Below are 24,193 nucleotides of genomic sequence, written 5' to 3' on the forward strand. Positions count from 1 at the left end.
CTGGATAGATAATCTGACGCAATTATCAAGATAAAGGCCCGACCGATGAGCAAACTCGACCGTTACGACCTGAGCATTCTGGCGGAATTGCAGCGCGACGCGCGCATCTCCAACCAGGAACTGGCCGAACGCATCGGCCTGTCGCCCTCCCCTTGCTCGCGACGGGTCAAGCAGCTGGAGGATGACGGCTACATCACCCGCCAGGTCGCCCTGCTCGACCGCAAGATGCTCGGCCTGAGCCTGACCGCCTATGTGCTGATCGGCATGGACCGCCACACCCCCGAGCGTTTCGAGAACTTCGAAGCCGCCATCCGTAACCTGCCGCAAGTGCTGGAATGCAGCCTGGTGACCGGCATGGACGCGGACTACCAGCTCAAGGTGGTGGTACCGGACATGGATCATTATCAGAAACTGCTGCTGGGGCACCTGACTCGTATCGATGGCGTCACCAGCGTGCGTTCGAGTTTTGTGCTGAACCAGGTGCTCAACAGCACTGAGCTACCGTTGACTCATCTGCGTAGCTGAAGGCGCCATCGCGAGCAAGCTTTGATCGTTCCCACGCTCTGCGTGGGAACGCCTCTACGGACGCTCTGCGTTCGGCTCTTGGGGGACGCGGAGCGTCCCGGGCTGCATTCCCACGCAGAGCGTGGGAACGATCATGTACTGCCGCCTTCGCGAGCAGGCTCGCTCCCACATGGGTCTATAGCCTCAGCCCAACCGATGAATAGCTGCGACACACCGCCGCAGGCCAATCCCTCGCCCTTGCCCCATGCCGTATACTCGCCGCGCCTTTTCAACCCCGCCCACGCCGGAGTGTCCTGATGGATCCTGCTGTTTTCGAAGAGTGGATGATGACCGGCCTGGTCAGCATCCTGATCATTTTCATGGGTTTCATCGTCTGGGATCTGGCGAAGAAGTCCAAAGCCGGGCGTTTCGGCTCGTTCATCCTGTTTTTCGTGCTGGGGCTCGGCGTGGCGGCGTTCGTTATCAAGAGCGTGGTGATCGGCCTGATCGAGTCCGGGGCGTTATAAGCGCGCCGGTACTTCTTTCCACTGGCCTTGATCGAGCCCTTCGATTGTCCAGTCGCCGATCCTGACCCGCACCAGGCGTAACGTCGGCAAGCCCACCGCAGCCGTCATGCGTCGCACCTGGCGGTTGCGCCCCTCGCGTATCACCAGTTCCAGCCAGCTCGTGGGCACGCTTTTACGAAAACGCACCGGCGGGTTGCGCGGCCATAATTGCGGTTCATCCAATTGGCGCGCCTCGGCCGGCAAGGTCATGCCGTCGTTCAATTCCACGCCATCACGCAAACGCTGTAGCTGTTCAGCACTCGGCTCGCCCTCCACCTGTACCCAATAGGTCTTGGCGAGTTTGTGCCTGGGGTCGGCGATGCGCGCCTGCAATTGACCATCATTGGTCAGCAACAGTAACCCTTCGCTGTCGCGATCCAGCCGTCCGGCCGGGTAGATGCCCGGCACATCGATAAAATCCTTGAGCGTCGCCCGCCCTTCGCCGTCGCTGAATTGCGTCAGCACATCGAAGGGTTTGTTGAACAGGATCAGCTTCGGCTCGGCCGGCGGGGCCTTGGCCACACGGCGCGGGGCGGCGGCTGGGGACTTCGCGCCAGGGCGGCGGGAAGCAGGGCGTGGAGGACGGGACATGGCGGCATAACATCTAGCGGTCAGGGCCGCTAATGCTAGTGGCCCGACCGCTAAATAACCACCGCCGTATCAGCGGAACGGCGGCTCGTCGAAGCTGCGCAGTTTGCGCGAATGCAACGAGTTAAGCTCGGTGCGCAGCAGATCCAACGCCGCGATACCGATCTTCAGGTGCTGGTTGACCGCCCGCTCATAGAAGGCGTTGGCCGAACCCGGCAGTTTGATTTCGCTGTGCAGCGGTTTGTCCGAGACGCACAGCAACGTGCCGTACGGCACCCGCAGACGATACCCCTGCGCAGCAATAGTGCCGCTTTCCATGTCCACCGCCACCGCGCGGGACAGGTTGATCAACGGACGCTCCTGGGCCCAGCGCAACTCCCAGTTGCGGTCATCGTAGGTCAGCACGGTGCCGGTGCGCAGGCGTTTCTTCAGCTCGTCACCCTTTTCGCCTGTGACATTGGCCGCCGCTTGCTGCAAGGCCATCTGCACTTCGGCCAACGCAGGAATCGGAATGTTCGGCGGCACCACCCGGTCGAGAATGCCATCGCGACGCATGTAGGCGTGGGCCAGCACGTAGTCACCGATGGTCTGGGACTGCCGCAACCCGCCGCAGTGGCCGATCATCAACCAGCAATGCGGGCGCAGCACGGCCAGGTGGTCGGTGATGTTCTTGGCATTGGACGGGCCAACGCCGATGTTCACCAGGGTCACGCCATGACCATCATTGGTCTGCAGGTGATAGGCCGGCATCTGGTAGCGGTGCCAGACCACTCCGGCGGCGATGGCCGACGCCTCGCCGTGATCCATGTCCTTGTCGATGATCACGTTGCCCGGCAGCACCATGCGTACAAAACGCGGATCGCTGCGCAACTGCTCCAGACCATGGACGATGAACTGGTCGACGTAGCGGTGATAGTTGGTCAGCAGGATCCACGGCTGCACATGACGCCAGTCGCTGCCGGTGTAATGCACCAGCCGGCGCAGGGAGAAATCCACCCGCGCGGCGTCGAACAGCGCCAGGGGCAGCGGGTCGGTGTTTTCCCAGTCATAGAGGCCGTCGGCGATGCCATCGGTGGCGGCCGACAGGTCGGTGCTGGGGAACACTCGCGCCAGCACCGCGGCGGTTACACCGGAACCGGCCAGTTCATCGCCCTGCTCCACCACGTACGGGTACGGAATGTTCTGCTCGCTGACACCCACTTCCACGGTGACGGTGAAGTCGTGCATCAGTGGGACCAGCTGTTCCAGCAGGTACTTACGGAATGCGGCAGGATGGGTGACGGTGACGCTGTAGGTGCCCGGCAACTGGACCTTGGCATAGGCGCGCGTGGTCTGCGGGACCTCGCCGTGGCACTGGTAGGTCAGGCGCAAGGCCGGATAGCGAAACAATGCACGTTGCTCGGCATCCGGCTCGACGCGATCCTTGAGGTAACGCATGAGCGCCTGGTTCAGTGCGGTGGTCGCACGCTCGTGCAGGGCGGCCAGCCGATCCACGGCTTGCTCGGCGGTTTGAACGACAATAAACGCTTCGGTCACGATCAGCTTCCTGTGTTCTGACTTGCAGGCCTTCATCTTGCCTGCATCGTCGTCTGACGGGAACAGTGGCGTATTGGACTCGATCGATTCCCTGTGGCAGCGAGCTTGCTCGCGATAGCGGTGTATCAGTCACCAGAAGTGTTGAATGCGCCGACGCCTTCGCGAGCAAGCTCGCTCCCACCTTGGTCGCCGGAGGCCACAGAATCCTCACTCACCGCAGTTCCCCTGTGGCAGCAAGCTTGCTCGCGATAGCGGTGTATCAGTCATCAGAAGTGTTGAATGTGCCGACGCCTTCGCGAGCAAGCTCGCTCCCACCTTGGTCGCCGGAGGCCACAGAATCCTCACTCACCGCAGTTCCCCTGTGGGAGCGAGCTTGCTCGCGATAGCGGTGTATCAGTCACCAGAGGAGTTGGATGTGCTGACGCCTTCGCGAGCAAGCTCGCTCCCACAGGGATATGTGGTGTTTCTATAAGCCGAGTGGGGTGGAACGGGCGACGATGGTCTCGACATTCAAGCCCCGAGGCAGGGCACCGTATACCCGACCAGCCGAGCCAAGGCGACTGGCGATAAAAGCATCGCTGACCTCACTGTTGCCCGCCTCAAGCAACAGTTTGGCTTGCAGGCCCACGGCGATGTCTTCGGTCAATTGCCGGGCGCGATACTGGATATCGTCGGTGTCCTTGAACGCTGCGTGCAGTTGATCGATGTGGGCGGCCAGGCGTTTGTCGCCGTGACCGTCACCCAGTTCAGCGAACAACACATCAAGTACACCCGGCTCCTTGGACAGGGCCCGCAACACATCCAGGCACTGCACGTTGCCCGAGCCCTCCCACGTCGAATTGACCGGCGCTTCCCGGTACAGGCGCGGCAGGATGCTGTCTTCGACGTAACCGGCGCCGCCCATGCATTCGGCGGCTTCGTTGATCATTGCGGGGGCGCGCTTGCAGATCCAGTACTTGCCCACCGCCGTCACCAGCCGGGCGAACTTGGCCTCGTGCTCGTCATTCAAGTGATCCAGCGCCCGCCCCATACGCAGGCTCAAGGCCAGGGCTGACTCGCTTTCCAGTGCCAGGTCAGCGAGTACGTTCTGCATCAACGGCTGCTCGCTCAGCAGTTTGCCGCCGACCTTGCGGTGCGCACAGTGGTGGCTGGCCTGGGTCAGCGCCTGGCGCATCAGGGCGCTGGAGCCGACCATGCAATCGAAGCGGGTCATGGCGACCATCTCGATGATCGTCGGCACACCGCGCCCTTCTTCACCGACCATCCAGGCCAAGGCCCCGCGGAACTCGACTTCGCTGGAGGCGTTGGAACAATTACCCAGTTTGTTCTTCAACCGCTGGATGTAGAACTGATTGCGTGTGTCGTCCGGGCGGTGGCGCGGCAGCAGGAAGCAGGTCAGGCCCTTGTCGGTCTGGGCCAGTGTGAGGAAGGCGTCGCACATCGGCGCCGAACAGAACCACTTGTGCCCCACCAATTCATAGGCCTGGCCCGGGCCGCTGGCGCCCACCGGATAGGCCTTGGTGGTGTTGGCCCGGACATCGGTGCCGCCTTGTTTCTCGGTCATTGCCATGCCGAGGGTGACCCCAGCCTTGTGGGCCATGCCAACGTTGCGCGGGTCGTATTCGGTGGCGAGCACTTTCGGCAGCCAATGCTCGGCCAGGTCCGGTTGCAGGCGCAACGCGGGGACACTGGCGAAGGTCATGGTCAGCGGACAGCCGGTGCCGGCTTCGGCCTGGCTGTGCAGATACGTCATCGAGGCCCGGGCGACATGGGCACCGGGCTGCGGATGAGCCCAAGGCAAACTGGGCAGGCCATGCTCGACGGCAGTGCGCATCAACTGGTGATAGGCCGGATGGAATTCCACCAGGTCAATGCGATTGCCATAACGGTCGTGGCTGGAAAATACCGGCTTGTTCTGATTGGCCAGGAACCCCGCCTCCATGAGCGGCCCGCCGGCCAGCGCCCCATATTCATCGATCCGCGCCTGCGCCCAGCCCGCGCCGAAATGCTGCGACCACTGCTGCAGCGGCAGGTCGATGCGATACAGATTGGCGCCATCCAGGGACGGCGGCTGATTGGTGACGTCGTGGGTTTCGGCGAACTGATGCAGGTTCATGGCGGGGCTCCTCGGTCGGCCAACTGGGTTCAGTTAAGCACCGCACCCCAGCCGAACAAAGTGTCATACCCGCCTAAATGTCGGCGCTTTCACCCTGTTTCGGACAAAGCACCCGGCGCTGCAAAATCGCCTGCAAGGCCTCGAATTTCACCGGTTTGCTCAGGTAATCAATCAAGGCGCCCGATGGACAGCACGCCGGATCGAGGTTCGGACTGATCACCAGCACGGGCAAATCCTCGCAGCCCGACAGCGTGCGAATCTGGCAGCACACCGATACACCATCGAGCGGCGGCGACTGGCAATCGAGCAGCACCGCGTCAAAGCTGTCGCCCTGCAGCAAGTCCAAGGCCGCACGACCGCTGTCGGCGGTGCGCACCCGGTAACCGAGCTTGAGCAACATGCCACGCATTACCAGTTGATCGATGCTGTTGTCATCCGCCAGGAGTACCGTACAGTCCTGGGGCAGGCGCGAGCCTTGGTACCCACCGAAGGAAAATGCCGAAGGGAGGGCCGTGGGCAAGGCCATTTCAAATTCGACGTCCAATTGAAATCGACTGCCGCGCCCCGGCTCGGAGGTGTGGGTCAGGCGTCCGCCCAGCAGCTCCACCAATTGCCGGCATATCGCCAGGCCCACGCCGAGGCCGCCGTACTCGCGGGTCATGGAACCGTCGAGCTGGAAGAAGCGCTGGTACAGGGTCGCTTCTCCAAGGTCGGTAAAGCCGATACCCGTGTCGATCACGGCGAACGACAGCAGCAATCGATCAGACTCGGTCGGCCTGCCGCTGACCCGCAGCGCCAGACCGCCAACCCGGGTGAACTTGATCGCGTTGTCCAGCAGGCATTCCAGGCATTGGGCCAGTTTGCCGCTGTCGCCGAGCAATCGGTCCGCCAGGCCAGGGCTCATTTCGACCTTGAAATCCAGGCCTTTGGCTGCGGCATTGGCCGCGAACTGCACCTGCAAGGCCTCGATCACGCTGCGCAGGCTGAACGGCACGGGATAAACCTTGAGCTTGCCGGCCTGCAATTCGGTAAGCGTGAGAATGCCGTTGACCATGCGCATCATGTCCCGCGCCGAACCGGCAGCGGTTTGTTGGTACTGAGTCAGCTCCTCGTCCATTTCGACGGTTTCCATCAACTCCAGGGAACCGATCACGCCATTCATCGGCGTACGCAGTTCGTGGGTCAACGTGGCGAGGAACTCGTCCTTGAGCTTGTTGCCGTGGGCCAGTTGCTGGTTGAGCACCTCGAGCTTTTGTCCAGCATCGAACAGGGTCTGGGCCTGTTGCTCACGCAGGGCATTGATGCGGTCGGCCAGGGCCAGGGACAGCAGCGCCACTTCGATGGCCGAGCCAATCTGGCTGGCATACATGGTCAGGAACACGTTTGGCAGGTAGCCAAGCACCATCATCGTATTGACGATGCCTCCCAACAGAAAAGCCGACCAGGCGATGATGAAATAACGCGCCACCCGCAGCCCGCGCCACCAGGCAAACAGCCCGGCGGCAAAAATCACCACCGTGAACACCAGCGCCAACGCCGTCGCCAGGCGCAGCGCCAGGGCGTAGCTGGTCATCAGCGACAGCCCCACGACCACCGCGCTGTAGACGATCAGCGCCAGCAGCAGACGGTCAAGCCAGCGACTGTGTTGTGCCGTTTGCAGGAAGCGGCGGGCGAACTGGCTGCCAAACAGGCCCGCACAGCCGATGAAGAATGGTGTCGCGGCGTTGGCCCACCAGGGGTTGTCCGGCCAGAAGTATTCCACGGCCGCACCGTTGACCGACAACTGATACAGGCCGAACGAGGCGATATAAACGATGTAATAAAGGTAACTGGTGTCCCGCACGCTCAGGTAAATGAACAGGTTGTAGACCAGCATGCCCAGCAGCACGCCGTAGATGATCCCCAGCACATACAAGCGCAACGGCTGTTGTTCGAGATAAGCCGTGCTCGACCACAGCGTCAACGGCGCCTGGATCGAACCCTGGCTTTGCAGCCGCAGGTACAGGGTCTGCTGTTGATCGGGTTTGAAATCCAGACTGAACAGGTAGTTGTTCTGGTGAATTTCACGACTGGCAAAGGGCAACGCATCACCGGTCTGGCGCACCAGGCGATAGGCCCCGGCGGCGTCTGGCAAATACAAGTCGAGATGGTCCAGCGGCGGATACGCCAGTTCCAGCAACCACGTACGCTGGGCATCCGGATTACCGGGACGGTAATGCAAATCGACTTTCAGCCAGAACGCCGAGCGCGAATAGCCGGCGTTCAACACTGCTTTGCCATGGGGTTTGAAGCCGCCCACCGCAGCCTGGGCGAGGACATCGTCGAGGGTGGCCGTACCGCTCGCGTCTTCGAACACCTGCAAGGCATGGCCCAAGGGCAGGCTTTGGGTGAACTCATCGAATTCAAGGGCGCTTGCCATGGGGGACAAGCACAGCAGCAATATCAGCAAATAGCGCATTTAAGCCCCAGCGTGGCCTGTCCGGTTGAGTCAGGAAGCCCCCCATTCCCTGAGTAGACGTAAAACCGGCATTACCTGTTATGAGTTGGATCCATCTCTAGCATAGCCGTTGATGGCCAATTTGCACCATTGAAATCTTTCCTACAGAAGGCTCTAGAACGGGCGTTCCAGCGCCAAGCGTTGAGATAGAGCTGTTGCTTTGGTCAGATTGCGAAACAACCCTGGCGCCGGGCCCGACTGTGGCGAGGGGATTTATCCCCGCTGGGTGCGAAGCAGCCCTAAAACCAGACACTGCGGTGAGTCAGACAATTTTAATGAGGGGCGCTTCGCACCCCAGCGGGGATAAATCCCCTCGCCCCAGAGAAATTCCTCTACCACATATAAGTTTTCCTCTGGCGCAGGTGCGCGCCGATCGAAGGGGTTTGGTGGTAAGCTCGCGCACCATGAATATCTACAGTTCTCGCCCCGTTGTCCTCTGCCTCTCCGGCCACGACCCCAGTGGTGGCGCCGGCTTGCAGGCAGATATCGAAGCCCTGCTCGCCCAGGGTTGTCATGCGGCCCCGGCCGTTACCGCGTTGACCGTGCAAGACACGGTCAACGTCAGCGATTTCCGCGTGCTCGATCGCGAGTGGGTGCTGGCGCAAGCCAATGCCGTGCTCAACGATTCGCCGGTGGCGGCGGTCAAGCTGGGCATGCTCGGCTCACTGGAAATGGTCGACACCGTGGTCGAACTGCTCCAGGCGCATCCGCATCTGCCCATGGTCTGCGACCCGGTGCTGCGCGCCGGCGGTGGCGGACGCCTTGGCAAGGATGAAGTCGGCTATGCCATGCGCGAACGCCTGCTGCCCTTGGCCATCATCGCCACCCCCAACCTGCCGGAAGCGCGCATCCTCGCCGAACTACCCGAAGGCAGCGCCGACGAATGCGCCGAAAAGCTGCTGCCCTTCGTCAAACACCTGTTGATCACAGGTGGTCACGGCGACGAACATGAAGTCCACAATCGCCTGTACAGCCGCGACGGTCGCCGCGAGACTTTTACCTGCCAGCGCTTGCCCGGCAGCTACCACGGTTCCGGCTGCACCCTGGCCAGCGCCCTGGCCGGTCGGCTGGCCCAGGGCGAACAGCTTGCCAGCGCCGTCAAGACCGCACTGGATTACACCTGGCGCACCCTGCGCGATGCCGAACGACTGGGCAAAGGCCAGTTCGTACCGCGTCGCCTGCCGCTGGATTTCTGCTCGTAGCACCGGAGGCCTGTGGAATGAAATTACGTGGCCTTTATGCCATCACCGACAGCCAGCTGCTGGCCGGCAAATTCCTCGCTTATGTCGAAGCGGCGCTGGAAGGTGGCGTCACCCTGCTGCAATACCGCGACAAAAGCAGCGACGAGGCCCGGCGCCTGCGCGAAGCCGAAGCGCTGCGCAACCTGTGCGAACGCTACAAGACCCAACTGATCATCAACGACGACGCTGAACTGGCCGCGCGCCTGGGCGTCGGCGTGCACCTGGGCCAGACCGATGGCCCGTTGGCCCCCGTGCGGGCACTGCTTGGGCGCCAGGCGATCATCGGTTCCACCTGCCACGCCAGCCTGGAGCTGGCCGAACAGGCCGCCGCCGAAGGGGCCAGCTACGTCGCGTTCGGGCGCTTCTTCACCTCCAACACCAAGCCCGGCGCGCCCAGTGCAAACCTTGAACTGCTGGAGCAGGCCCGTCTCAAACTGCATGTTCCGATCTGCGCCATCGGCGGTATCACCCTGGACAACGCTGCCCCGCTGGTGGCCCACGGCGTGGACCTGCTGGCGGTGGTCCACGGCCTGTTCGGTGCCGACAGCACAGGGGAAGTGACACGCCGCGCCCGTGCTTTCAACGATCTGTTGCAGATCAAATAGACCCTTTTCGATTTCGAGAGCCCAACCATGTCCCGTTCCGAAACCCTGTTTGCCAATGCCCAGAAACACATCCCCGGCGGCGTGAACTCGCCCGTTCGTGCGTTCAAGAGCGTCGGCGGCACCCCGCTGTTTTTCAAGCACGCCGAAGGCGCGTACGTGACCGACGAAGACGATAAGCGTTATGTCGATTACGTTGGCTCGTGGGGCCCGATGATCCTCGGCCACAGCCATCCGGACGTGCTGGATGCGGTGCGCAATCAGCTACAACATGGTCTGTCCTACGGCGCCCCGACCGCGATGGAAACCGAGATGGCCGACCTGGTCTGCTCGATCGTGCCGTCCATGGAAATGGTGCGCATGGTCAGCTCCGGCACCGAGGCGACCATGAGCGCGATCCGCCTGGCGCGAGGTTTCACCGGGCGCGACAGCATCATCAAGTTCGAAGGCTGCTACCACGGCCACTCCGACAGCCTGCTGGTCAAGGCCGGTTCCGGCGCGCTGACCCAAGGCGTGCCGAGCTCGGCCGGCGTACCGGCGGCGTTCGCCAAGCACACGCTGACCCTGCCGTTCAACGACCTCGAAGCCGTCGAGCAGATGCTGGGCGAAGTCGGCCAGGAAGTGGCCTGCATCATCGTCGAGCCGGTGGCCGGCAACATGAACTGCGTCCCGCCGGCGCCGGGTTTCCTCGAAGGCCTGCGCAGCCTGTGCGACCAGCATGGCGTGGTGTTGATTTTCGACGAAGTGATGACCGGCTTCCGCGTCGCCCTCGGCGGCGCCCAGGCCCATTACGGCGTGACGCCGGACCTGAGCACCTTCGGCAAGATCATCGGCGGCGGCATGCCGGTGGGCTGCTTCGGCGGCAAGCGCGCCATCATGGAATGCATCGCACCGCTTGGCCCGGTCTACCAGGCCGGCACGTTGTCGGGCAACCCATTGGCCATGGCCGCCGGCCTGACCACCCTGCGCTTGATCAGCCGCCCGGGCTTCCACGCTGAACTGACCGACTACACCACCCGCCTGCTCGACGGCTTGCAGGTGCGCGCCGACGCGGCCGGCATCCCGTTCGTGACCACTCAAGCCGGCGGCATGTTCGGCCTGTATTTCAGTGGTGCCGATGACATCGTCACCTTTGACGACGTGATGGCCAGCGACGCCGACCGCTTCAAGCGCTTCTTCCACCTGATGCTCGACGGCGGCGTGTACCTGGCGCCGAGTGCGTTCGAAGCCGGTTTCACCTCCATCGCCCATGGCGAGACCGAGCTGAAAATCACCCTCGACGCAGCCGAGCGGGCTTTCGCTGCGCTGAAGTAAGCCTGTGGATAACTGACGCTGGCTGACACCAGCGTCAGTGATCGCCGACAACCTCGCGCTCTTTTCCTACGTATTTTCCCTCGAAGCGGCCGCTGGCGTTCCCTCGCAGCAGAAAAACGAGTAAAGACTTTGTAAGGATGGCCCCGCTTATTTCATAATGCGCGCTTATTGGATCCCCCGGAGGGTCCGCGCGCCCCTCAGAGGTAAGTCGATTCCCATGAACCGCACCGGCCGCACCCTTGCCTTGGGCTGCCTGTTGCTCCTTCAGCCCCTGCTCGCGAATGCACAGGCAGGCGGCAACTCGTTGTTGATCCCGGCGCTGGGCCGTTGCACGCTCAATACCCAGCCACAAGATCTCGCATCGGCACTCGACGCCTGTCAAAAAGCGGCGGACGCAGGCGATGCACAAGCACAATACGAGTTGGGCGAGTTCTACTACGAAGGCAAGGCTGCGCCGCGCGACCTCAAGCTGGCCCTCAACTACTTCGAAAAAGCCTCGCTGCAAGGCCATGCCCAGGCGCAATTCAAGCTTGGCGGCATGTTCTTTCATGGCGAAGGCGTACCCGCCAATAATGTCCAGGCCTACATCGTCTTGAAGATGGCGGCGGTCAACGGCGCCGAAGACGCCCTGGACACCGCCGACGAAGTCGCCGAGCAAATGCCCCGCGACGAGCTGGAAGTAGCGACCCAGGTACTGGGCCAGATCTTTCGCAAATACCTGATGGAATTGCAGAACGCGGACGGGCGCACGCCTTTCTCGCCGTTGCCCTGATTAATGCTTGGCCTTAAAGGCCTCATCGCGAGCAAGCTCGCTCCCACACTGGATCGCTGGTGTACACAAATCTTGTGTTCACAGAGAACCCATTGTGGGAGCGAGCTTGCTCGCGACTGGGGGCAACCCGATCCTGAGCCCTACTTCTCAGGCATCGGCATCGGAAACGGCATCACATTGCCGACCGCGCCACGAGCTTCGCTGATTTTCGGGGTGCCCAGGCGTTCGACTTCGTCGATGCGCACAATCGAGTGCATCGGCACGAAGCTACGCACCACGCCTTCGAACTGCGCCTTGAGCTTTTCTTCACTCGGATCGACGACCACTTGCGTGCGCTCGCCAAAGACGAACTCTTCCACTTCCAGGAAGCCCCACAGATCACTTTGATAGATCTGCTTGGCGTACATTTCGAACACCTGGCCCTGGTTGAGGAAAATCACCTTGTAGATTGGAGCTTCACGTTTGGTCATGGCTGGCGAAACACATCGGCGGGTAAAAATGAGGGCGCGAACTATAGCATAGCCACTGCTCGCGCAGCGGTAGGAACCCAAGGACTTGTTCCCTATAATGCGCGGTTCTTTGAATCACGTGATGACCCCCTCCATGGCCAAGAAGCTTTACATCGAAACCCACGGTTGCCAGATGAACGAGTACGACAGCTCGCGCATGGTCGATCTGCTGGGTGAACACCAGGCCCTGGAAGTCACCGCCCGCGCCGAAGACGCGGACGTGATCCTGCTCAATACCTGTTCGATCCGCGAGCGCGCCCAGGACCGGGTGTACTCGCAACTGGGTCGCTGGCGCGAATTGAAGCTGGCCAACCCGGAAATGGTCATCGCCGTGGGCGGTTGCGTGGCCAGCCAGGAAGGCGCCGCCATCCGTGATCGCGCACCGTACGTGGACGTGGTCTTCGGCCCGCAGACCCTGCACCGCCTGCCCGAGATGATCGACGCAGCGCGCAGCACCAAGCTGCCGCAGGTAGACGTCTCGTTCCCGGAAATCGAAAAATTCGACCACCTGCCCGAACCGCGCATCGACGGCCCAAGCGCCTACGTGTCGGTGATGGAAGGTTGCAGCAAGTACTGCACGTTCTGCGTGGTGCCCTACACCCGGGGCGAAGAAGTCAGCCGGCCGTTCGACGACGTGATTGCCGAAATCATCCACCTGGCGGAAAACGGCGTGCGTGAGGTAACCCTGCTGGGGCAGAACGTCAACGGCTATCGCGGCCTGACCCACGATGGGCGCCTGGCCGACCTCGCCGAGCTGATCCGCGTGGTGGCGGCGGTAGATGGCATCGACCGCATCCGCTACACCACCTCGCACCCGCTGGAGTTCTCCGACAGCCTGATCCAGGCCCATGCCGAGGTCCCCCAGCTGGTCAAGCACCTGCACTTGCCGGTGCAATCGGGCTCCGACCGCATCCTGGCGGCCATGAAGCGCAACCACACGGCCCTGGAATACAAATCCAAACTGCGCAAGCTGCGGGCAGCGGTGCCTGGGATCTGCATCAGCTCGGACTTTATCGTCGGCTTCCCCGGTGAAACCGAGAAAGATTTCCAACAGACCATGAAACTGATCGAGGACGTAGGCTTCGACTTCTCCTATTCCTTCGTCTATAGCCAACGCCCCGGCACCCCGGCGGCCGACCTGGCAGACGAAACCCCTGACGAAGTGAAAAAAGAACGACTCAACGCCTTGCAACACCGCTTGAACCAGCAAGGTTTCGAGATCAGCCGACAAATGGTCGGCTCCGTCCAGCGGATCCTGGTGACCGATTACTCGAAAAAAGACCCGGGCGAACTGCAAGGGCGTACGGAAAACAACCGCATCGTCAACTTCCGCTGCGATACCCCGGCACTGATCGGCCAGTTCGCCGACGTGCACATCGACGCCGCGCAACCGCACTCGCTGCGCGGTTCGTTGATCCAGTGACCCCGCACTTCCTGTGGGAGCGAGCTTGCTCGCGATAGCGGCATGACAGTCAATACTTATGTTGAATGTGAAGCCCCCATCGCGAGCAAGCTCGCTCCCACAGTGGTCGTGCCATGCCCTGTGATCAGATTCGCCTGCTTAAGAGCTTTCGCACCCAGCCTACTGGCGCTATCCTTGGTTTCATCTTAATTGCCCCTGGGCGGCTAAAAACGACCTTGAACGCACCCATCGAACCACATCGTTTTATTCTCGAGCCCTTTGAGGCTCGCCGCTTCGCCAATCTGTGCGGGCAATTCGACGAGCATCTGCGCTTGATCGAACAGCGCCTGGCCATCGAGATCCGCAACCGCGGAAACCAGTTCGAACTGATCGGCGAACCCAAGCACACCACCTCCGCGGAAAACCTGCTGCGCCGCCTCTACCGGGAAACCAAGGGGAGCGAGCTGTCGCCGGACACGGTCCACCTGTTCCTGCAGGAGTCGGCTGTCGAAGAACTCGACAACCATGCCCCGTCGGAACCCGCCGTGGCCCTGCGTACGAAAAAAGGCATGATTCGCCCTCGCGGCTTGAATCAGCAGCGCTACGTCAAGGAAATCCTCGGCAACGACATCAACTTCGGCATCGGCCCGGCCGGTACCGGCAAGACCTACCTGGCCGTGGCCTGTGCGGTCGATGCGCTGGAACGCGAACAGGTACGGCGCATCCTGCTGGTGCGTCCGGCGGTCGAAGCGGGTGAAAAGCTCGGCTTCCTGCCCGGCGACCTGGCCCAGAAGATCGACCCGTACCTGCGCCCGCTCTATGACGCGCTGTATGAAATGCTCGGCTTCGAATATGTCGCCAAGTTGATCGAGCGCCAGGTCATCGAGGTCGCGCCGCTGGCCTACATGCGTGGCCGTACGCTGAACAACAGCTTCATCATTCTCGACGAAAGCCAGAACACCACGGTCGAGCAGATGAAAATGTTCCTGACCCGGATCGGCTTTGGCTCCACCGCCGTCATCACCGGCGACATCACCCAGGTCGACCTGCCCCGAGGCACCAAGTCCGGGTTGAACCATGTGATCCAGGTGCTCAAGGACGTCCCGGGCATCAGCTTCACGCATTTCATGCCCAAGGACGTTGTGCGCCATCCATTGGTGCAGCGCATTGTCGAAGCCTACGAGCGCTTCGAGCATCGCGAGGCTGACGAGGCCCCCGAAGGCAAAGGCAATCGCCACAATGCTTGAACTCGACCTGCAACTGGCCTGCGAACACGCCGCCCCCAGTGAAGCCCAATTCCGCCAATGGTGCGAGCTGGCCCTGCGCCAGCGCAGCGCCGACTCGGAGCTGACTATCCGCCTGGTGGACGAGCCCGAAGGCCGCGAACTGAACCACACCTGGCGGCAGAAAGACTACGCCACCAATGTGCTGTCATTCCCCGCCGACGTGCCCGACGAACTGCTCGACATCCCGCTGCTGGGCGACCTGGTGATCTGCGTACCGGTGGTGGAGCGCGAAGCGGCCGAGCAAGGCAAGCTCCCTGAGGCCCATTGGGCCCACCTGGTGATTCACGGCTGCTTGCATCTGCTGGGTTACGACCATATAGAAGATGACGAAGCCGAAGAAATGGAAGCACTGGAACGAACGTTGCTTGCAGAGCTGGGTCATCCCGACCCTTACGCCGGCGACGAACACTGATACATCAACCTGTAACGACAAAGGATTCAGAGTAATCGCTATGAGCGAAGATCGATCGAGCAACGGGCAGAAGTCATGGCTGGGCAAGCTCACCCAGGCTTTTGCCCATGAGCCGAAAAACCGCCAGGAGCTACTGGAGCTGCTGCGCGATGCACACCAGAACAAATTGCTGGACAGCGAAGCGCTGGCCATCGTCGAAGGCGCCATCCAGGTCGCTGACCTGCAAGTACGCGACATCATGGTCCCGCGCTCGCAGATGGTCAGCATCAAGGCGACCCAGACCCCCCGCGAATTTTTGCCCGCCGTGGTCGACTCCGCTCACTCGCGCTATCCGGTGGTTGGCGAGAGCCATGACGACGTCATGGGCGTGCTGCTGGCCAAGGACCTGCTGCCGCTGATCCTTCAGGAAAACGGCGACAGCTTCAACATCAAGGATTTGCTGCGTCCGGCCACCTTCGTGCCCGAGTCCAAGCGCCTGAACGTGCTGCTGCGTGAATTCCGTGCCAACCACAACCACATGGCCATCGTCATCGACGAGTACGGCGGCGTGGCCGGCCTGGTCACCATCGAAGACGTACTCGAACAAATCGTCGGCGACATCGAAGACGAACACGATGTCGAGGAAGACAGCTACATCAAGCCGTTGCCCAGCGGCGATTTCCTGATCAAGGCCCTGACGCCGATCGAGAACTTCAACGAATTCTTCGACAGCCAATTCTCCGACGATGAGTTCGACACCGTCGGTGGCCTGGTGATGAGCGCTTTCGGGCACCTGCCCAAGCGCAACGAAACCACGGAAATCGGCTCTTGGCGCTTCCGCATCCTGAATGCCGACAGCCGTCGGATTCATCTGCTGCGCCTGTCCCCCATTGGCCGATAACCCCTGCGAGACCCGCTAAGGACAAAAATGCGCTGGATAACCCGCCCCGGCTGGCCCGGTAACCTGCTGGCCGTGGTGGCCGGTGCGATCACCACCCTGGCCTTGGCGCCGTTCGATATCTGGCCGCTGGCACTGCTGGCGGTCGGATTGTTCTATGCCGGGCTGCGCGAGCTGTCGCCGCGCCAGGCCCTGGGCCGTGGCTGGTGCTTCGGTTTTGGCCTGTTTGGCGCCGGCACCAGCTGGATCTACGTCAGCATCCATAACTTCGGTGGCGCCTCGGTGCTGCTCGCCGGGTTGTTGATGCTGTTGTTCGTCGCCGCCATCGCCTGGTTCTTTGCCCTGCCCGCCTGGCTCTGGGCGCGCTGGTTGCGCCGTAACGAGGCGCCGCTGGCCGACGCCTTGGCCTTCGCCGCGCTGTGGCTGGGCCAGGAAGCCTTTCGCGGCTGGTTCCTCACTGGGTTCCCGTGGCTGTATTCCGGCTACAGCCAGCTCGACGGGCCGCTGGCCGGCCTCGCGCCGCTGGGCGGGATGTGGCTGATTTCCTTCACCCTGGCCCTGACCGCCGCGCTGCTGTACAACGCGCTGCGCCTGATCCGCGCCGGGCGCAAAGGTTTTATCGCCGCAGGTGTGCTGCTGTTGATCGGCCCATGGGTGGCCGGCGTGGCACTCAAGGGCCATGCCTGGACCAGCCCTTCGGGCGACCCGCTGAGCGTCGCGGCGATCCAGGGCAACATCGAACAAAGCATGAAGTGGGATCCGGAGCAGCTCAACGCGCAGTTGGCGTTGTACCGCGACATGAGCTTTGCCTCCAAGCGCGTCGACCTGCTGATCTGGCCTGAAACCGCGGTGCCGGTGCTCAAGGAATCGGCCCAGGGCTACCTGGACATGATGGGCAGCTTCGCCGCCGAGCGGCATTCGGCGTTGATCACCGGCGTACCGATTCGCCAACTGGTGCGCCACGAGAAGCGTTACTTCAATGGCATCACCGTGACCGGCGAAGGCGACGGCACCTACCTGAAGCAGAAACTCGTGCCGTTCGGCGAATACGTCCCCTTGCAGGACATCCTGCGTGGCCTGATTGCGTTCTTCGACCTGCCTATGTCCGACTTTGCCCGGGGCCCGGCCGACCAACCATTGCTGCAAGCCAAGGGTTACCAGATCGCGCCATTCATCTGCTATGAAGTGGTCTACCCGGAATTTTCCGCCAGCCTCTCGGCCCGTAGCGACCTGCTGCTGACCATCAGCAACGACACCTGGTTCGGCACTTCCATCGGCCCGTTGCAGCACCTGCAAATGGCGCAGATGCGCGCCCTGGAAGCCGGACGCTGGATGATCCGCGCCACCAACAACGGCGTGACCGGCCTGATCAACCCCTTTGGCCAGATCACCACGAGTATCCCGCAATTCGAGCGTGGCATTCTCTATGGCGAAGTAGTACCGATGCACGACCTGACGCCGTACCTGCAATGGCGGTCGTGGCCGCTGCTCATCCTGTGCGTGTTGCTGCTGGGCTGGGCGTTGATCGCGAGCCGGATGGCCAAGACGGTTTAAGGTTGATCGTTCCCGCGCTCCGCGTGGGAACGCAGCCCGGCTTGGAACACAGAGCGTCCCTTGAGACGTTCCCACGCAGGAGCGTGGGAGCGATCCGATAACACCTCAGCGGTAGAACATCCAATACCCCACCAGCCCCACCGCCTCATTCATCAACTGCCCCGACTGCCAGATCGACTTGAACTCCGGCATCCAGCCGCCCAACGGCCGGGCATTGTCCTGTCCCAGGAACCCTACCGGTGCCGGCACCACTTCAAGCCCTGACCGCTGGAAACTCCAGACCGCCCGTGGCATGTGCCACGCCTGGGTCACCACCACGACCCGCTTGATGCCGGCTGGCAGGAGGATCTCGGCGCTCATCTGGGCGTTTTCCCAGGTTGTACGGCTGCGATCTTCCTGCCAGCGAACGCTGACGCCGAAATCATCCAGCATCGAATCGGCCATCAACTTGGCTTCGCTGGGTGGGGTGCCGTAGTGCAAGCCGCCGGTCGTCAGCACCGGCAACCCCGACGCCTTGGCCAGGCGCGCCGCATAACGCTGGCGCTCCAGGCCGATGCCGGTGGGTTGGTCGGCGCCCCAGGCCAGGTCACCGCGCTCGCGGCCAGAACCGAGCACCACAATGGCGTCGGCACGCTGGGCCAGGGTCGCCCAGTCACTGCGCAGCAGCGGCGGTTCGCGTTCCAGCGCCCTGGCGCTCCATTGCACGACCACGGGCAGGCTCATCAGCCAGAAGCCCCCCAACCCAACGAAAAAGCACAGGCGGGCCAGGCGCGGCCGGGAGTTGCGCCACCACCAGGCGAGCGCCAACAGCAGCAAAAGAAGGCCGGGCGGCAATAAAAGTGTTTTGATGAAATAACGAAACGGCATCGGGCATCTCCAAAGATGCCCGAAGCCTAAGTGGGTTGACGCAAAGCGACAACAGATTCGAAAAAACCCTGAATCAAAAAAGCGACACGCGTTAATCCGGCTTTACTTGAACTGCAGTGACCGGATCTTTAAAGCATCTTTGTCAGGCGTCCGGTCCTTGAGCCATACCACCTTGGCCGAACGGGGCACATCGAGACGCTTGAGTACCTGCGCCCCACTGGTGGGGGCTTGGTGTCCGACCTGTTCGAGGTAAGCATTGACCAGTTCGAACTCTGCGGGGCTCAAGCCACGCAGTTCCAGCTCTACCGGGCGTTCATCACGCAAATGACCGGCGGTTCTTGCAGCGTCAAGGGCCACCCCGAGACGATCGATCAGTTTTTCGTACAACTCAGGCGTCGTTACTTTTCGTTGTGATTCAACCATCCCTCACCTCATTGAAGATAAGACTCACTCCCCATTGAGAAGCTTAGCTTCGCTGGGCAAACCGGCAGGGCGCCGCGACCAACGGCCCTGAATGCAGGCCGGGACCAATGATCGGGAAGGACTCAGCAATGACTCGGCAGTAATCAGGGTTTCCCTCGGCAGAGCGCGGTCATGTATGCTACGGCGCTTCCTGTAACTCCACTTCCAGCCTGGCTGGGCATCGAAAACGCCGCATTCGGCGTCGTTCTGCGTCCAGCATGGCAACGAAGAGGATTGGGCCACCCCATTCAGTACAAAAGTAGCCATGCACGAACACTACCAGCCCCGTGAAATCGAAGCCGCCGCCCAGTCGTTCTGGGACGAGCAAAAGTCCTTTGAAGTCAGTGAACAGCCAGGCAAGGAGACTTACTACTGCCTGTCGATGTTCCCTTACCCCAGCGGCAAGCTACACATGGGGCACGTGCGCAACTACACCATCGGCGACGTGATCTCCCGCTATCAGCGCATGCAAGGCAAGAACGTCCTGCAACCCATGGGTTGGGACGCCTTCGGCATGCCGGCGGAAAACGCCGCGATGAAGAACAACGTGGCCCCCGCCAAGTGGACCTACGAAAACATCGCCTACATGAAGACCCAGCTGCGTAGCCTGGGCCTGGCGGTGGACTGGTCCCGCGAGGTCACCACCTGCAAGCCCGAGTACTACCGCTGGGAACAATGGCTGTTCACCCGCCTGTTCGAAAAAGGCGTGATCTACCGCAAGAACGGCACCGTTAACTGGGACCCGGTGGACCAGACCGTACTGGCCAACGAGCAAGTGATCGACGGTCGCGGCTGGCGTTCCGGCGCGCTGATCGAAAAGCGCGAAATCCCGATGTACTACTTCAAGATCACCGCCTACGCCGATGAACTGCTGGAGAGCCTCGACGAACTGACTGGCTGGCCTGAACAGGTCAAGACCATGCAGCGCAACTGGATCGGCAAGTCCCGGGGCATGGAAGTGCAATTCCCCTACGACGTCGCCTCCATTGGCGAAGCCGGCACCCTGAAGGTCTTCACCACCCGTCCGGACACGCTGATGGGTGCCACCTATGTTGCCGTGGCCGCCGAGCACCCGCTGGCGACCCTGGCCGCCCGCAACAACCCCGAGTTGCAGGCGTTCATTGCCGAATGCAAGGGTGGCAGCGTCGCCGAAGCCGATGTCGCCACCCAAGAGAAGAAAGGCCTGCCGACCTCGCTGTTCGTCGAGCACCCGCTCACCGGTGAGAAACTGCCGGTGTGGGTCGCCAACTACGTACTGATGCATTACGGCGACGGCGCGGTCATGGCCGTACCGGCCCACGACGAACGCGATTTCGAATTCGCCCACAAGTACAACCTGCCGATCAAGGCCGTGGTGCGCACCAGCGCCGGCGACCAGACCCCGGCGCCTTGGCAGGACGCCTATGGTGAGCACGGCGAGCTGATCAACTCCGGTGAGTTCGACGGCCTGGATTTCCCCGGCGCGTTCGATGCCATCGAAGTGGCCCTGATCAAGAAGAACCTCGGAGCCTCGCGCACCCAGTTCCGCCTGCGGGACTGGGGCATCAGCCGCCAGCGCTACTGGGGCTGCCCGATCCCGATCGTGCACTGCGACAGCTGTGGCGACGTACCGGTGCCGGAAGATCAACTGCCCGTGGTCTTGCCCGAAGACGTCGTACCCGATGGCGCCGGCTCGCCCCTGGCACGCATGCCTGAGTTCTATGAGTGCAGTTGCCCGAAATGCGGCGCACCGGCCAAGCGTGAAACCGACACCATGGACACCTTCGTCGAGTCCTCGTGGTACTACGCCCGCTACGCCTCGCCGCACTATGAAGGTGGCCTGGTGGAAAAATCCGCCGCTGACCACTGGTTGCCAGTGGATCAGTACATTGGCGGCATCGAACACGCCATTCTCCACCTGCTCTACGCGCGCTTTTTCCACAAGCTGATGCGTGACGAAGGCCTGGTGAGCTCCAACGAACCGTTCAAGAACCTGCTGACCCAAGGCATGGTGATCGCCGAGACTTACTATCGTCGCGAAGCCAACGGCGCCTACACCTGGTTCAACCCGACCGAAGTCGAACTCGAACGCGACAGCAAAGCCAAGGTGATCAGCGCCAAGCTGATCGCAGACGGCCTGCCGGTGGAAATCGGCGGCACCGAGAAAATGGCCAAGTCGAAGAACAACGGCGTTGACCCGCAATCGATGATCGACCAGTTCGGCGCCGACACCTGCCGCCTGTTCATGATGTTCGCCTCGCCACCTGACATGAGCGCGGAATGGTCGGACTCGGGCGTCGAGGGCTCGCATCGTTTCCTCAAGCGCGTCTGGCGCCTGGCTCAAGCCCACGTCACTCAAGGCCTGCCGGGCAAACTGGACATCAGCGGCCTGAACGACGAGCAGAAAGCCGTTCGCCGCTCGATCCACCTGGCCATCAAGCAGGCCAGCCATGACGTCGGCCAGAACCACAAATTCAACACCGCCATCGCCCAGGTGATGACGCTGATGAATGTCCTGGAAAAAGCCGCGCAAGGCACCGAACAGGATCGCGCACTGGTTCACGAAGGCCTGGAGGCCGTGACACTGCTGCTGGCTCCGATCACCCCGCACATCAGCCATGAGCTGTGGAATCAACTGGGTCACGCTGACCCGGTGATTGACGCCGGCTGGCCGGTGGTGGACGAAACCGCGCTGGTGCAGGACAGCCTGACCCTGGTCATCCAGGTCAACGGCAAGCTGCGCGGCCAGATAGAAATGCCTGCCAGCGCCAGCCGCGAAGAAGTCGAAGCCGCCGCTCGGGCCAATGAAAACGTGCTGCGCTTCGTCGACGGCCTGACGATTCGCAAAGTGATCGTCGTGCCCGGCAAACTGGTCAATATCGTCGCAAGCTAATTGGATCGGGCGTCCGGCCACGGGCCTGGCGCCGAATATAACCTGCGAGGCCGCACTGTCGGCCCCATAGGGTTCAAGGGGAGCAACAAGATGATCAAACGTAATCTGCTGGTAATGGGCCTGGCGGTCCTGTTGAGCGCCTGCGGCTTCCAACTGCGCGGCACCGGCACCACCGAGCTGGCCATCACGGAGCTGGACCTCAGCGCGCGCGACGCTTATGGCGACACCGTTAAAATGCTGCGCGAAACCCTGGAGAACAGCGGGGTCAAGGTTTACAGCGGCGCGCCGTACAAGCTGATATTGACCCGTGAACAGCAAAGCCAGCGCAGCCTGAGCTATGCCGGTGCCGGTCGTTCTGCCGAGTACGAGCTGACCAACGTGCTGAACTACGAGATCCGTGGCCAGAACAATCTGTCGCTGTTGGACGACAAGCTGCAAGTGCAGAAGGTCTACCTGCACGACGGCAACAACATCACCGGTTCCGACCAGGAGTCGAGCGAAGTGCGCAGCGAAATGCGGCGTGACCTCGTCCAGCGCATGATGCTGCGCCTGCAACAACTGAGCCCGACCCAGTTGGAACAACTGCAGCAGACCGCCAACGCCCGCGCCAAGGCTGAAGCCGACGCACTGGAAGCGGCACGCAAGGCTGAAGCGGAAACCCCGCAGCAGTCGCCGATGCAAATCCCGGCTGAATAAGCCTTGCGGGGCGCTCCGGCGCCCCGCTCGCCTTCTCTTATGAACTGTGCTTTATGAAGCTGCCCCCCGCCCAACTCGGCAAACACCTGCAAGGCGCCCTTGCGCCGGTCTACATCATCAGCGGCGATGACCCGTTGCTGTGCCAGGAAGCCGCCGACGCCATTCGTGCAGCCGCCCGCCAACAAGGCTTCGACGAACGCCAGGTATTCGCCGCCGATGCCAGTTTCGACTGGGGCACCCTGTTGCAGGCCGGGGCGAGCATGTCGCTGTTCGCCGAAAAACGCCTGCTGGAGCTGCGCCTGCCGTCTGGCAAACCTGGCGACAAGGGCGCCGCCGCGCTGATCGAGTATTGCTCGCGGCCCGCCGAAGACACGGTGCTGCTGATCAGCCTGCCGAAACTTGACGGCAGCGCGCAGAAAACCAAATGGGGCAAAGCCCTGGTCGAAGGCCAGCAAACCCAGTTCGTGCAGATCTGGCCGGTGGACGTCAGTCAGTTGCCGAGCTGGATCCGCCAGCGCCTGTCCCAGGCCGGCCTGTCGGCCAGCCAGGATGCAGTGGAGCTGATCGCCGCCCGGGTCGAAGGCAACCTGCTGGCCGCCGCCCAGGAGATCGAAAAGCTCAAGCTGATGGCCGAGGGCGGGCAGATCACCGTGGAAACGGTACAGGCCGCCGTGGCCGACAGCGCACGCTTCGATGTCTTCGGACTGACCGATGCGATCCTCAACGGCGAAGCCGCTCATGCCCTGCGCATGCTCGAAGGCCTGCGCGGCGAAGGCGTCGAGCCACCGGTGATCCTCTGGGCCCTGGCCCGGGAATTGCGCCTGCTGGCCAACCTGTCATTGCAATACAGCCAGGGCGTACCGCTGGACAAAGCCTTCAGCCAGGCCCGCCCGCCGGTGTGGGACAAGCGCAAACCACTGATGAGCAAGGCCCTGCAACGCTATTCGGCACCGCGCTGGGCGCAATTGCTGCTCGAAGCCCAACGCATCGATGCGCAGATCAAGGGCCAGGCCGCAGGCTCACCGTGGATGAGCCTGAGCCGGTTGTCGCTGTTGATGGCCGGGCAGCGGCTGACCTTGCCTGCTGAATAAGCACTCGTAAAAGCACAGCAAGGTCCTTGTGGCGAGGGGATTTATCCCCGCGGGGCCCTAAATCAATCGCCTTGGTGTACCAGGCGAATCGTATCCAGCTCTCCTGGGGCCGCTTCGCAGCCCAGCGGGGATAAATCCCCCTCGCCACCCTATGGACACCCCCTCAAATCTGCTCCATGATTTGCCCCGCAAAACCCACCCACGAGAGATTCCATCATGAGCAAAAAGCCATCCAAGCATGGCCCCAACAAGGCCAAGTCCATCATCGCCCAGCCCCTGTTCCGCAGTCGTCAGGAACGCCCCACCAAGGGCAAAGGCAGCTACCGCCGCGAAGCCTTCCAGTCTGACAACTGGGAGGCTTCTTGCTTTGTGGCAGCTTGAAACACCCGGACAAGCCCTACAGCCCTTTCGCATGATAAGGTCAGCACC

The 24,193-nt window shown here is 62.0% G+C and carries 22 protein-coding genes and 2 pseudogenes; 15 read left to right on the forward strand and 9 right to left on the reverse strand.

Annotation, left to right across the window (positions count from 1 at the left end; genetic code table 11):
- Positions 1 to 45: 45 nt before the first annotated feature.
- Positions 46 to 525 carry an Lrp/AsnC family transcriptional regulator gene (locus tag SGN16_RS25535; RefSeq protein ID WP_025215622.1) on the forward strand — a complete coding sequence of 160 codons (480 nt, stop codon included), beginning with the start codon at positions 46 to 48 and terminating at the stop codon, positions 523 to 525.
- A gap of 296 nt (positions 526 to 821) precedes the next feature.
- Positions 822 to 1,031 carry a DUF2788 domain-containing protein gene (locus SGN16_RS25540; RefSeq protein WP_003185724.1) on the forward strand — a complete coding sequence of 70 codons (210 nt, stop codon included), beginning with the start codon at positions 822 to 824 and terminating at the stop codon, positions 1,029 to 1,031.
- Here the strand turns inward: SGN16_RS25540 and SGN16_RS25545 are convergent.
- From SGN16_RS25545 to SGN16_RS25570, 6 genes and pseudogenes are all read right to left on the reverse strand, one after another.
- A complete protein-coding gene (locus SGN16_RS25545) occupies positions 1,026 to 1,592 on the reverse strand; it encodes a pseudouridine synthase (RefSeq protein WP_335945904.1) in 567 nt (188 codons plus the stop codon). The two genes, SGN16_RS25540 and SGN16_RS25545, sit on opposite strands and share 6 nt — an antisense overlap.
- A gap of 138 nt (positions 1,593 to 1,730) precedes the next feature.
- Complete coding sequence (gene amn / locus SGN16_RS25550) at positions 1,731 to 3,230, reverse strand: AMP nucleosidase (protein WP_210641166.1); 1,500 nt, start codon at positions 3,228 to 3,230, stop codon at positions 1,731 to 1,733.
- A gap of 55 nt (positions 3,231 to 3,285) precedes the next feature.
- Positions 3,286 to 3,405 (reverse strand): annotated as a pseudogene (locus SGN16_RS25555) (metal ABC transporter ATP-binding protein); the annotation flags it as partial.
- 148 nt (positions 3,406 to 3,553) lie between these two features.
- A pseudogene (locus SGN16_RS25560) lies at positions 3,554 to 3,664 on the reverse strand (metal ABC transporter ATP-binding protein); the annotation flags it as partial.
- The gene (locus tag SGN16_RS25565) at positions 3,661 to 5,310 is read right to left on the reverse strand and encodes an acyl-CoA dehydrogenase family protein (protein WP_335945880.1); all 1,650 of its coding nucleotides are present in this window, start codon (positions 5,308 to 5,310) and stop codon (positions 3,661 to 3,663) included. The gene SGN16_RS25565 and the pseudogene SGN16_RS25560, both read right to left, overlap by 4 nt.
- Before the next feature lie 73 nt (positions 5,311 to 5,383).
- Complete coding sequence (locus SGN16_RS25570; protein WP_335945879.1) at positions 5,384 to 7,768, reverse strand: 7TM diverse intracellular signaling domain-containing protein; 2,385 nt, start codon at positions 7,766 to 7,768, stop codon at positions 5,384 to 5,386.
- Positions 7,769 to 8,211: 443 nt separating this feature from the next.
- Between SGN16_RS25570 and SGN16_RS25575 the strand changes: the two genes are divergently transcribed.
- The 4 genes from SGN16_RS25575 to SGN16_RS25590 all read left to right on the forward strand — a co-directional run bounded on the left by SGN16_RS25575 (position 8,212) and on the right by SGN16_RS25590 (position 11,736).
- Positions 8,212 to 9,009: a hydroxymethylpyrimidine/phosphomethylpyrimidine kinase gene (locus SGN16_RS25575; RefSeq protein WP_210641172.1), complete on the forward strand. Its 798-nt coding sequence runs from the start codon at positions 8,212 to 8,214 to the stop codon at positions 9,007 to 9,009.
- 17 nt (positions 9,010 to 9,026) lie between these two features.
- Positions 9,027 to 9,653, forward strand: coding sequence for a thiamine phosphate synthase (gene thiE, locus SGN16_RS25580; protein ID WP_335945878.1), 627 nt, complete (start codon positions 9,027 to 9,029; stop codon positions 9,651 to 9,653).
- Between the two features lie 27 nt (positions 9,654 to 9,680).
- Positions 9,681 to 10,964 (forward strand): glutamate-1-semialdehyde 2,1-aminomutase, encoded by a 1,284-nt coding sequence (gene hemL, locus SGN16_RS25585; RefSeq protein WP_210641176.1) that lies wholly within the window; start codon positions 9,681 to 9,683, stop codon positions 10,962 to 10,964.
- A gap of 217 nt (positions 10,965 to 11,181) precedes the next feature.
- Positions 11,182 to 11,736 (forward strand): tetratricopeptide repeat protein, encoded by a 555-nt coding sequence (locus tag SGN16_RS25590; RefSeq protein ID WP_025215630.1) that lies wholly within the window; start codon positions 11,182 to 11,184, stop codon positions 11,734 to 11,736.
- 140 nt (positions 11,737 to 11,876) lie between these two features.
- On the opposite strand, the gene SGN16_RS25595 is transcribed toward SGN16_RS25590, so the two are convergent.
- Positions 11,877 to 12,206: a DUF1820 family protein gene (locus SGN16_RS25595; RefSeq protein WP_003185742.1), complete on the reverse strand. Its 330-nt coding sequence runs from the start codon at positions 12,204 to 12,206 to the stop codon at positions 11,877 to 11,879.
- A 133-nt stretch (positions 12,207 to 12,339) separates the two neighbouring features.
- On the opposite strand from SGN16_RS25595, the gene miaB reads away from it, so the two are divergent.
- The 5 genes from miaB (at position 12,340) to lnt (ending at position 17,776) form a co-directional block, all read left to right on the forward strand.
- Positions 12,340 to 13,668 (forward strand): tRNA (N6-isopentenyl adenosine(37)-C2)-methylthiotransferase MiaB, encoded by a 1,329-nt coding sequence (miaB, locus tag SGN16_RS25600; protein WP_335945877.1) that lies wholly within the window; start codon positions 12,340 to 12,342, stop codon positions 13,666 to 13,668.
- A gap of 215 nt (positions 13,669 to 13,883) precedes the next feature.
- Positions 13,884 to 14,894 carry a PhoH family protein gene (locus SGN16_RS25605; protein WP_092332904.1) on the forward strand — a complete coding sequence of 337 codons (1,011 nt, stop codon included), beginning with the start codon at positions 13,884 to 13,886 and terminating at the stop codon, positions 14,892 to 14,894.
- A complete protein-coding gene (ybeY, locus tag SGN16_RS25610) occupies positions 14,887 to 15,345 on the forward strand; it encodes an rRNA maturation RNase YbeY (protein WP_210641179.1) in 459 nt (152 codons plus the stop codon). Before SGN16_RS25605 ends, ybeY begins: the two co-directional genes overlap by 8 nt.
- 40 nt (positions 15,346 to 15,385) lie before the next feature.
- Positions 15,386 to 16,225 carry an HlyC/CorC family transporter gene (locus SGN16_RS25615; RefSeq protein ID WP_003205870.1) on the forward strand — a complete coding sequence of 280 codons (840 nt, stop codon included), beginning with the start codon at positions 15,386 to 15,388 and terminating at the stop codon, positions 16,223 to 16,225.
- 27 nt (positions 16,226 to 16,252) lie between these two features.
- Positions 16,253 to 17,776, forward strand: coding sequence for an apolipoprotein N-acyltransferase (gene lnt, locus SGN16_RS25620; protein ID WP_335945876.1), 1,524 nt, complete (start codon positions 16,253 to 16,255; stop codon positions 17,774 to 17,776).
- 105 nt (positions 17,777 to 17,881) lie between these two features.
- On the opposite strand, the gene SGN16_RS25625 is transcribed toward lnt, so the two are convergent.
- Positions 17,882 to 18,643, reverse strand: a complete 762-nt coding sequence (locus SGN16_RS25625) for a YdcF family protein (protein ID WP_210641183.1) — start codon at positions 18,641 to 18,643, stop codon at positions 17,882 to 17,884.
- Between the two features lie 102 nt (positions 18,644 to 18,745).
- Positions 18,746 to 19,066, reverse strand: coding sequence for a hypothetical protein (locus SGN16_RS25630; protein ID WP_210641185.1), 321 nt, complete (start codon positions 19,064 to 19,066; stop codon positions 18,746 to 18,748).
- 304 nt (positions 19,067 to 19,370) lie between these two features.
- Between SGN16_RS25630 and leuS the strand changes: the two genes are divergently transcribed.
- The 4 genes from leuS (at position 19,371) to arfA (ending at position 24,145) form a co-directional block, all read left to right on the forward strand.
- Entirely contained in the window at positions 19,371 to 21,977 is a 2,607-nt protein-coding gene (leuS, locus tag SGN16_RS25635) for a leucine--tRNA ligase (protein WP_210641187.1), read from the forward strand.
- A gap of 90 nt (positions 21,978 to 22,067) precedes the next feature.
- The gene (gene lptE / locus SGN16_RS25640; RefSeq protein WP_335945875.1) at positions 22,068 to 22,673 is read left to right on the forward strand and encodes an LPS assembly lipoprotein LptE; all 606 of its coding nucleotides are present in this window, start codon (positions 22,068 to 22,070) and stop codon (positions 22,671 to 22,673) included.
- A 53-nt stretch (positions 22,674 to 22,726) separates the two neighbouring features.
- Positions 22,727 to 23,764 carry a DNA polymerase III subunit delta gene (gene holA, locus SGN16_RS25645; protein WP_210641191.1) on the forward strand — a complete coding sequence of 346 codons (1,038 nt, stop codon included), beginning with the start codon at positions 22,727 to 22,729 and terminating at the stop codon, positions 23,762 to 23,764.
- A 216-nt stretch (positions 23,765 to 23,980) separates the two neighbouring features.
- Complete coding sequence (gene arfA, locus SGN16_RS25650) at positions 23,981 to 24,145, forward strand: alternative ribosome rescue factor ArfA (RefSeq protein WP_123343928.1); 165 nt, start codon at positions 23,981 to 23,983, stop codon at positions 24,143 to 24,145.
- Positions 24,146 to 24,193: the final 48 nt, after the last annotated feature.

This window comes from Pseudomonas sp. G166 (assembly GCF_037027455.2).
Taxonomy (GTDB): domain Bacteria; phylum Pseudomonadota; class Gammaproteobacteria; order Pseudomonadales; family Pseudomonadaceae; genus Aquipseudomonas.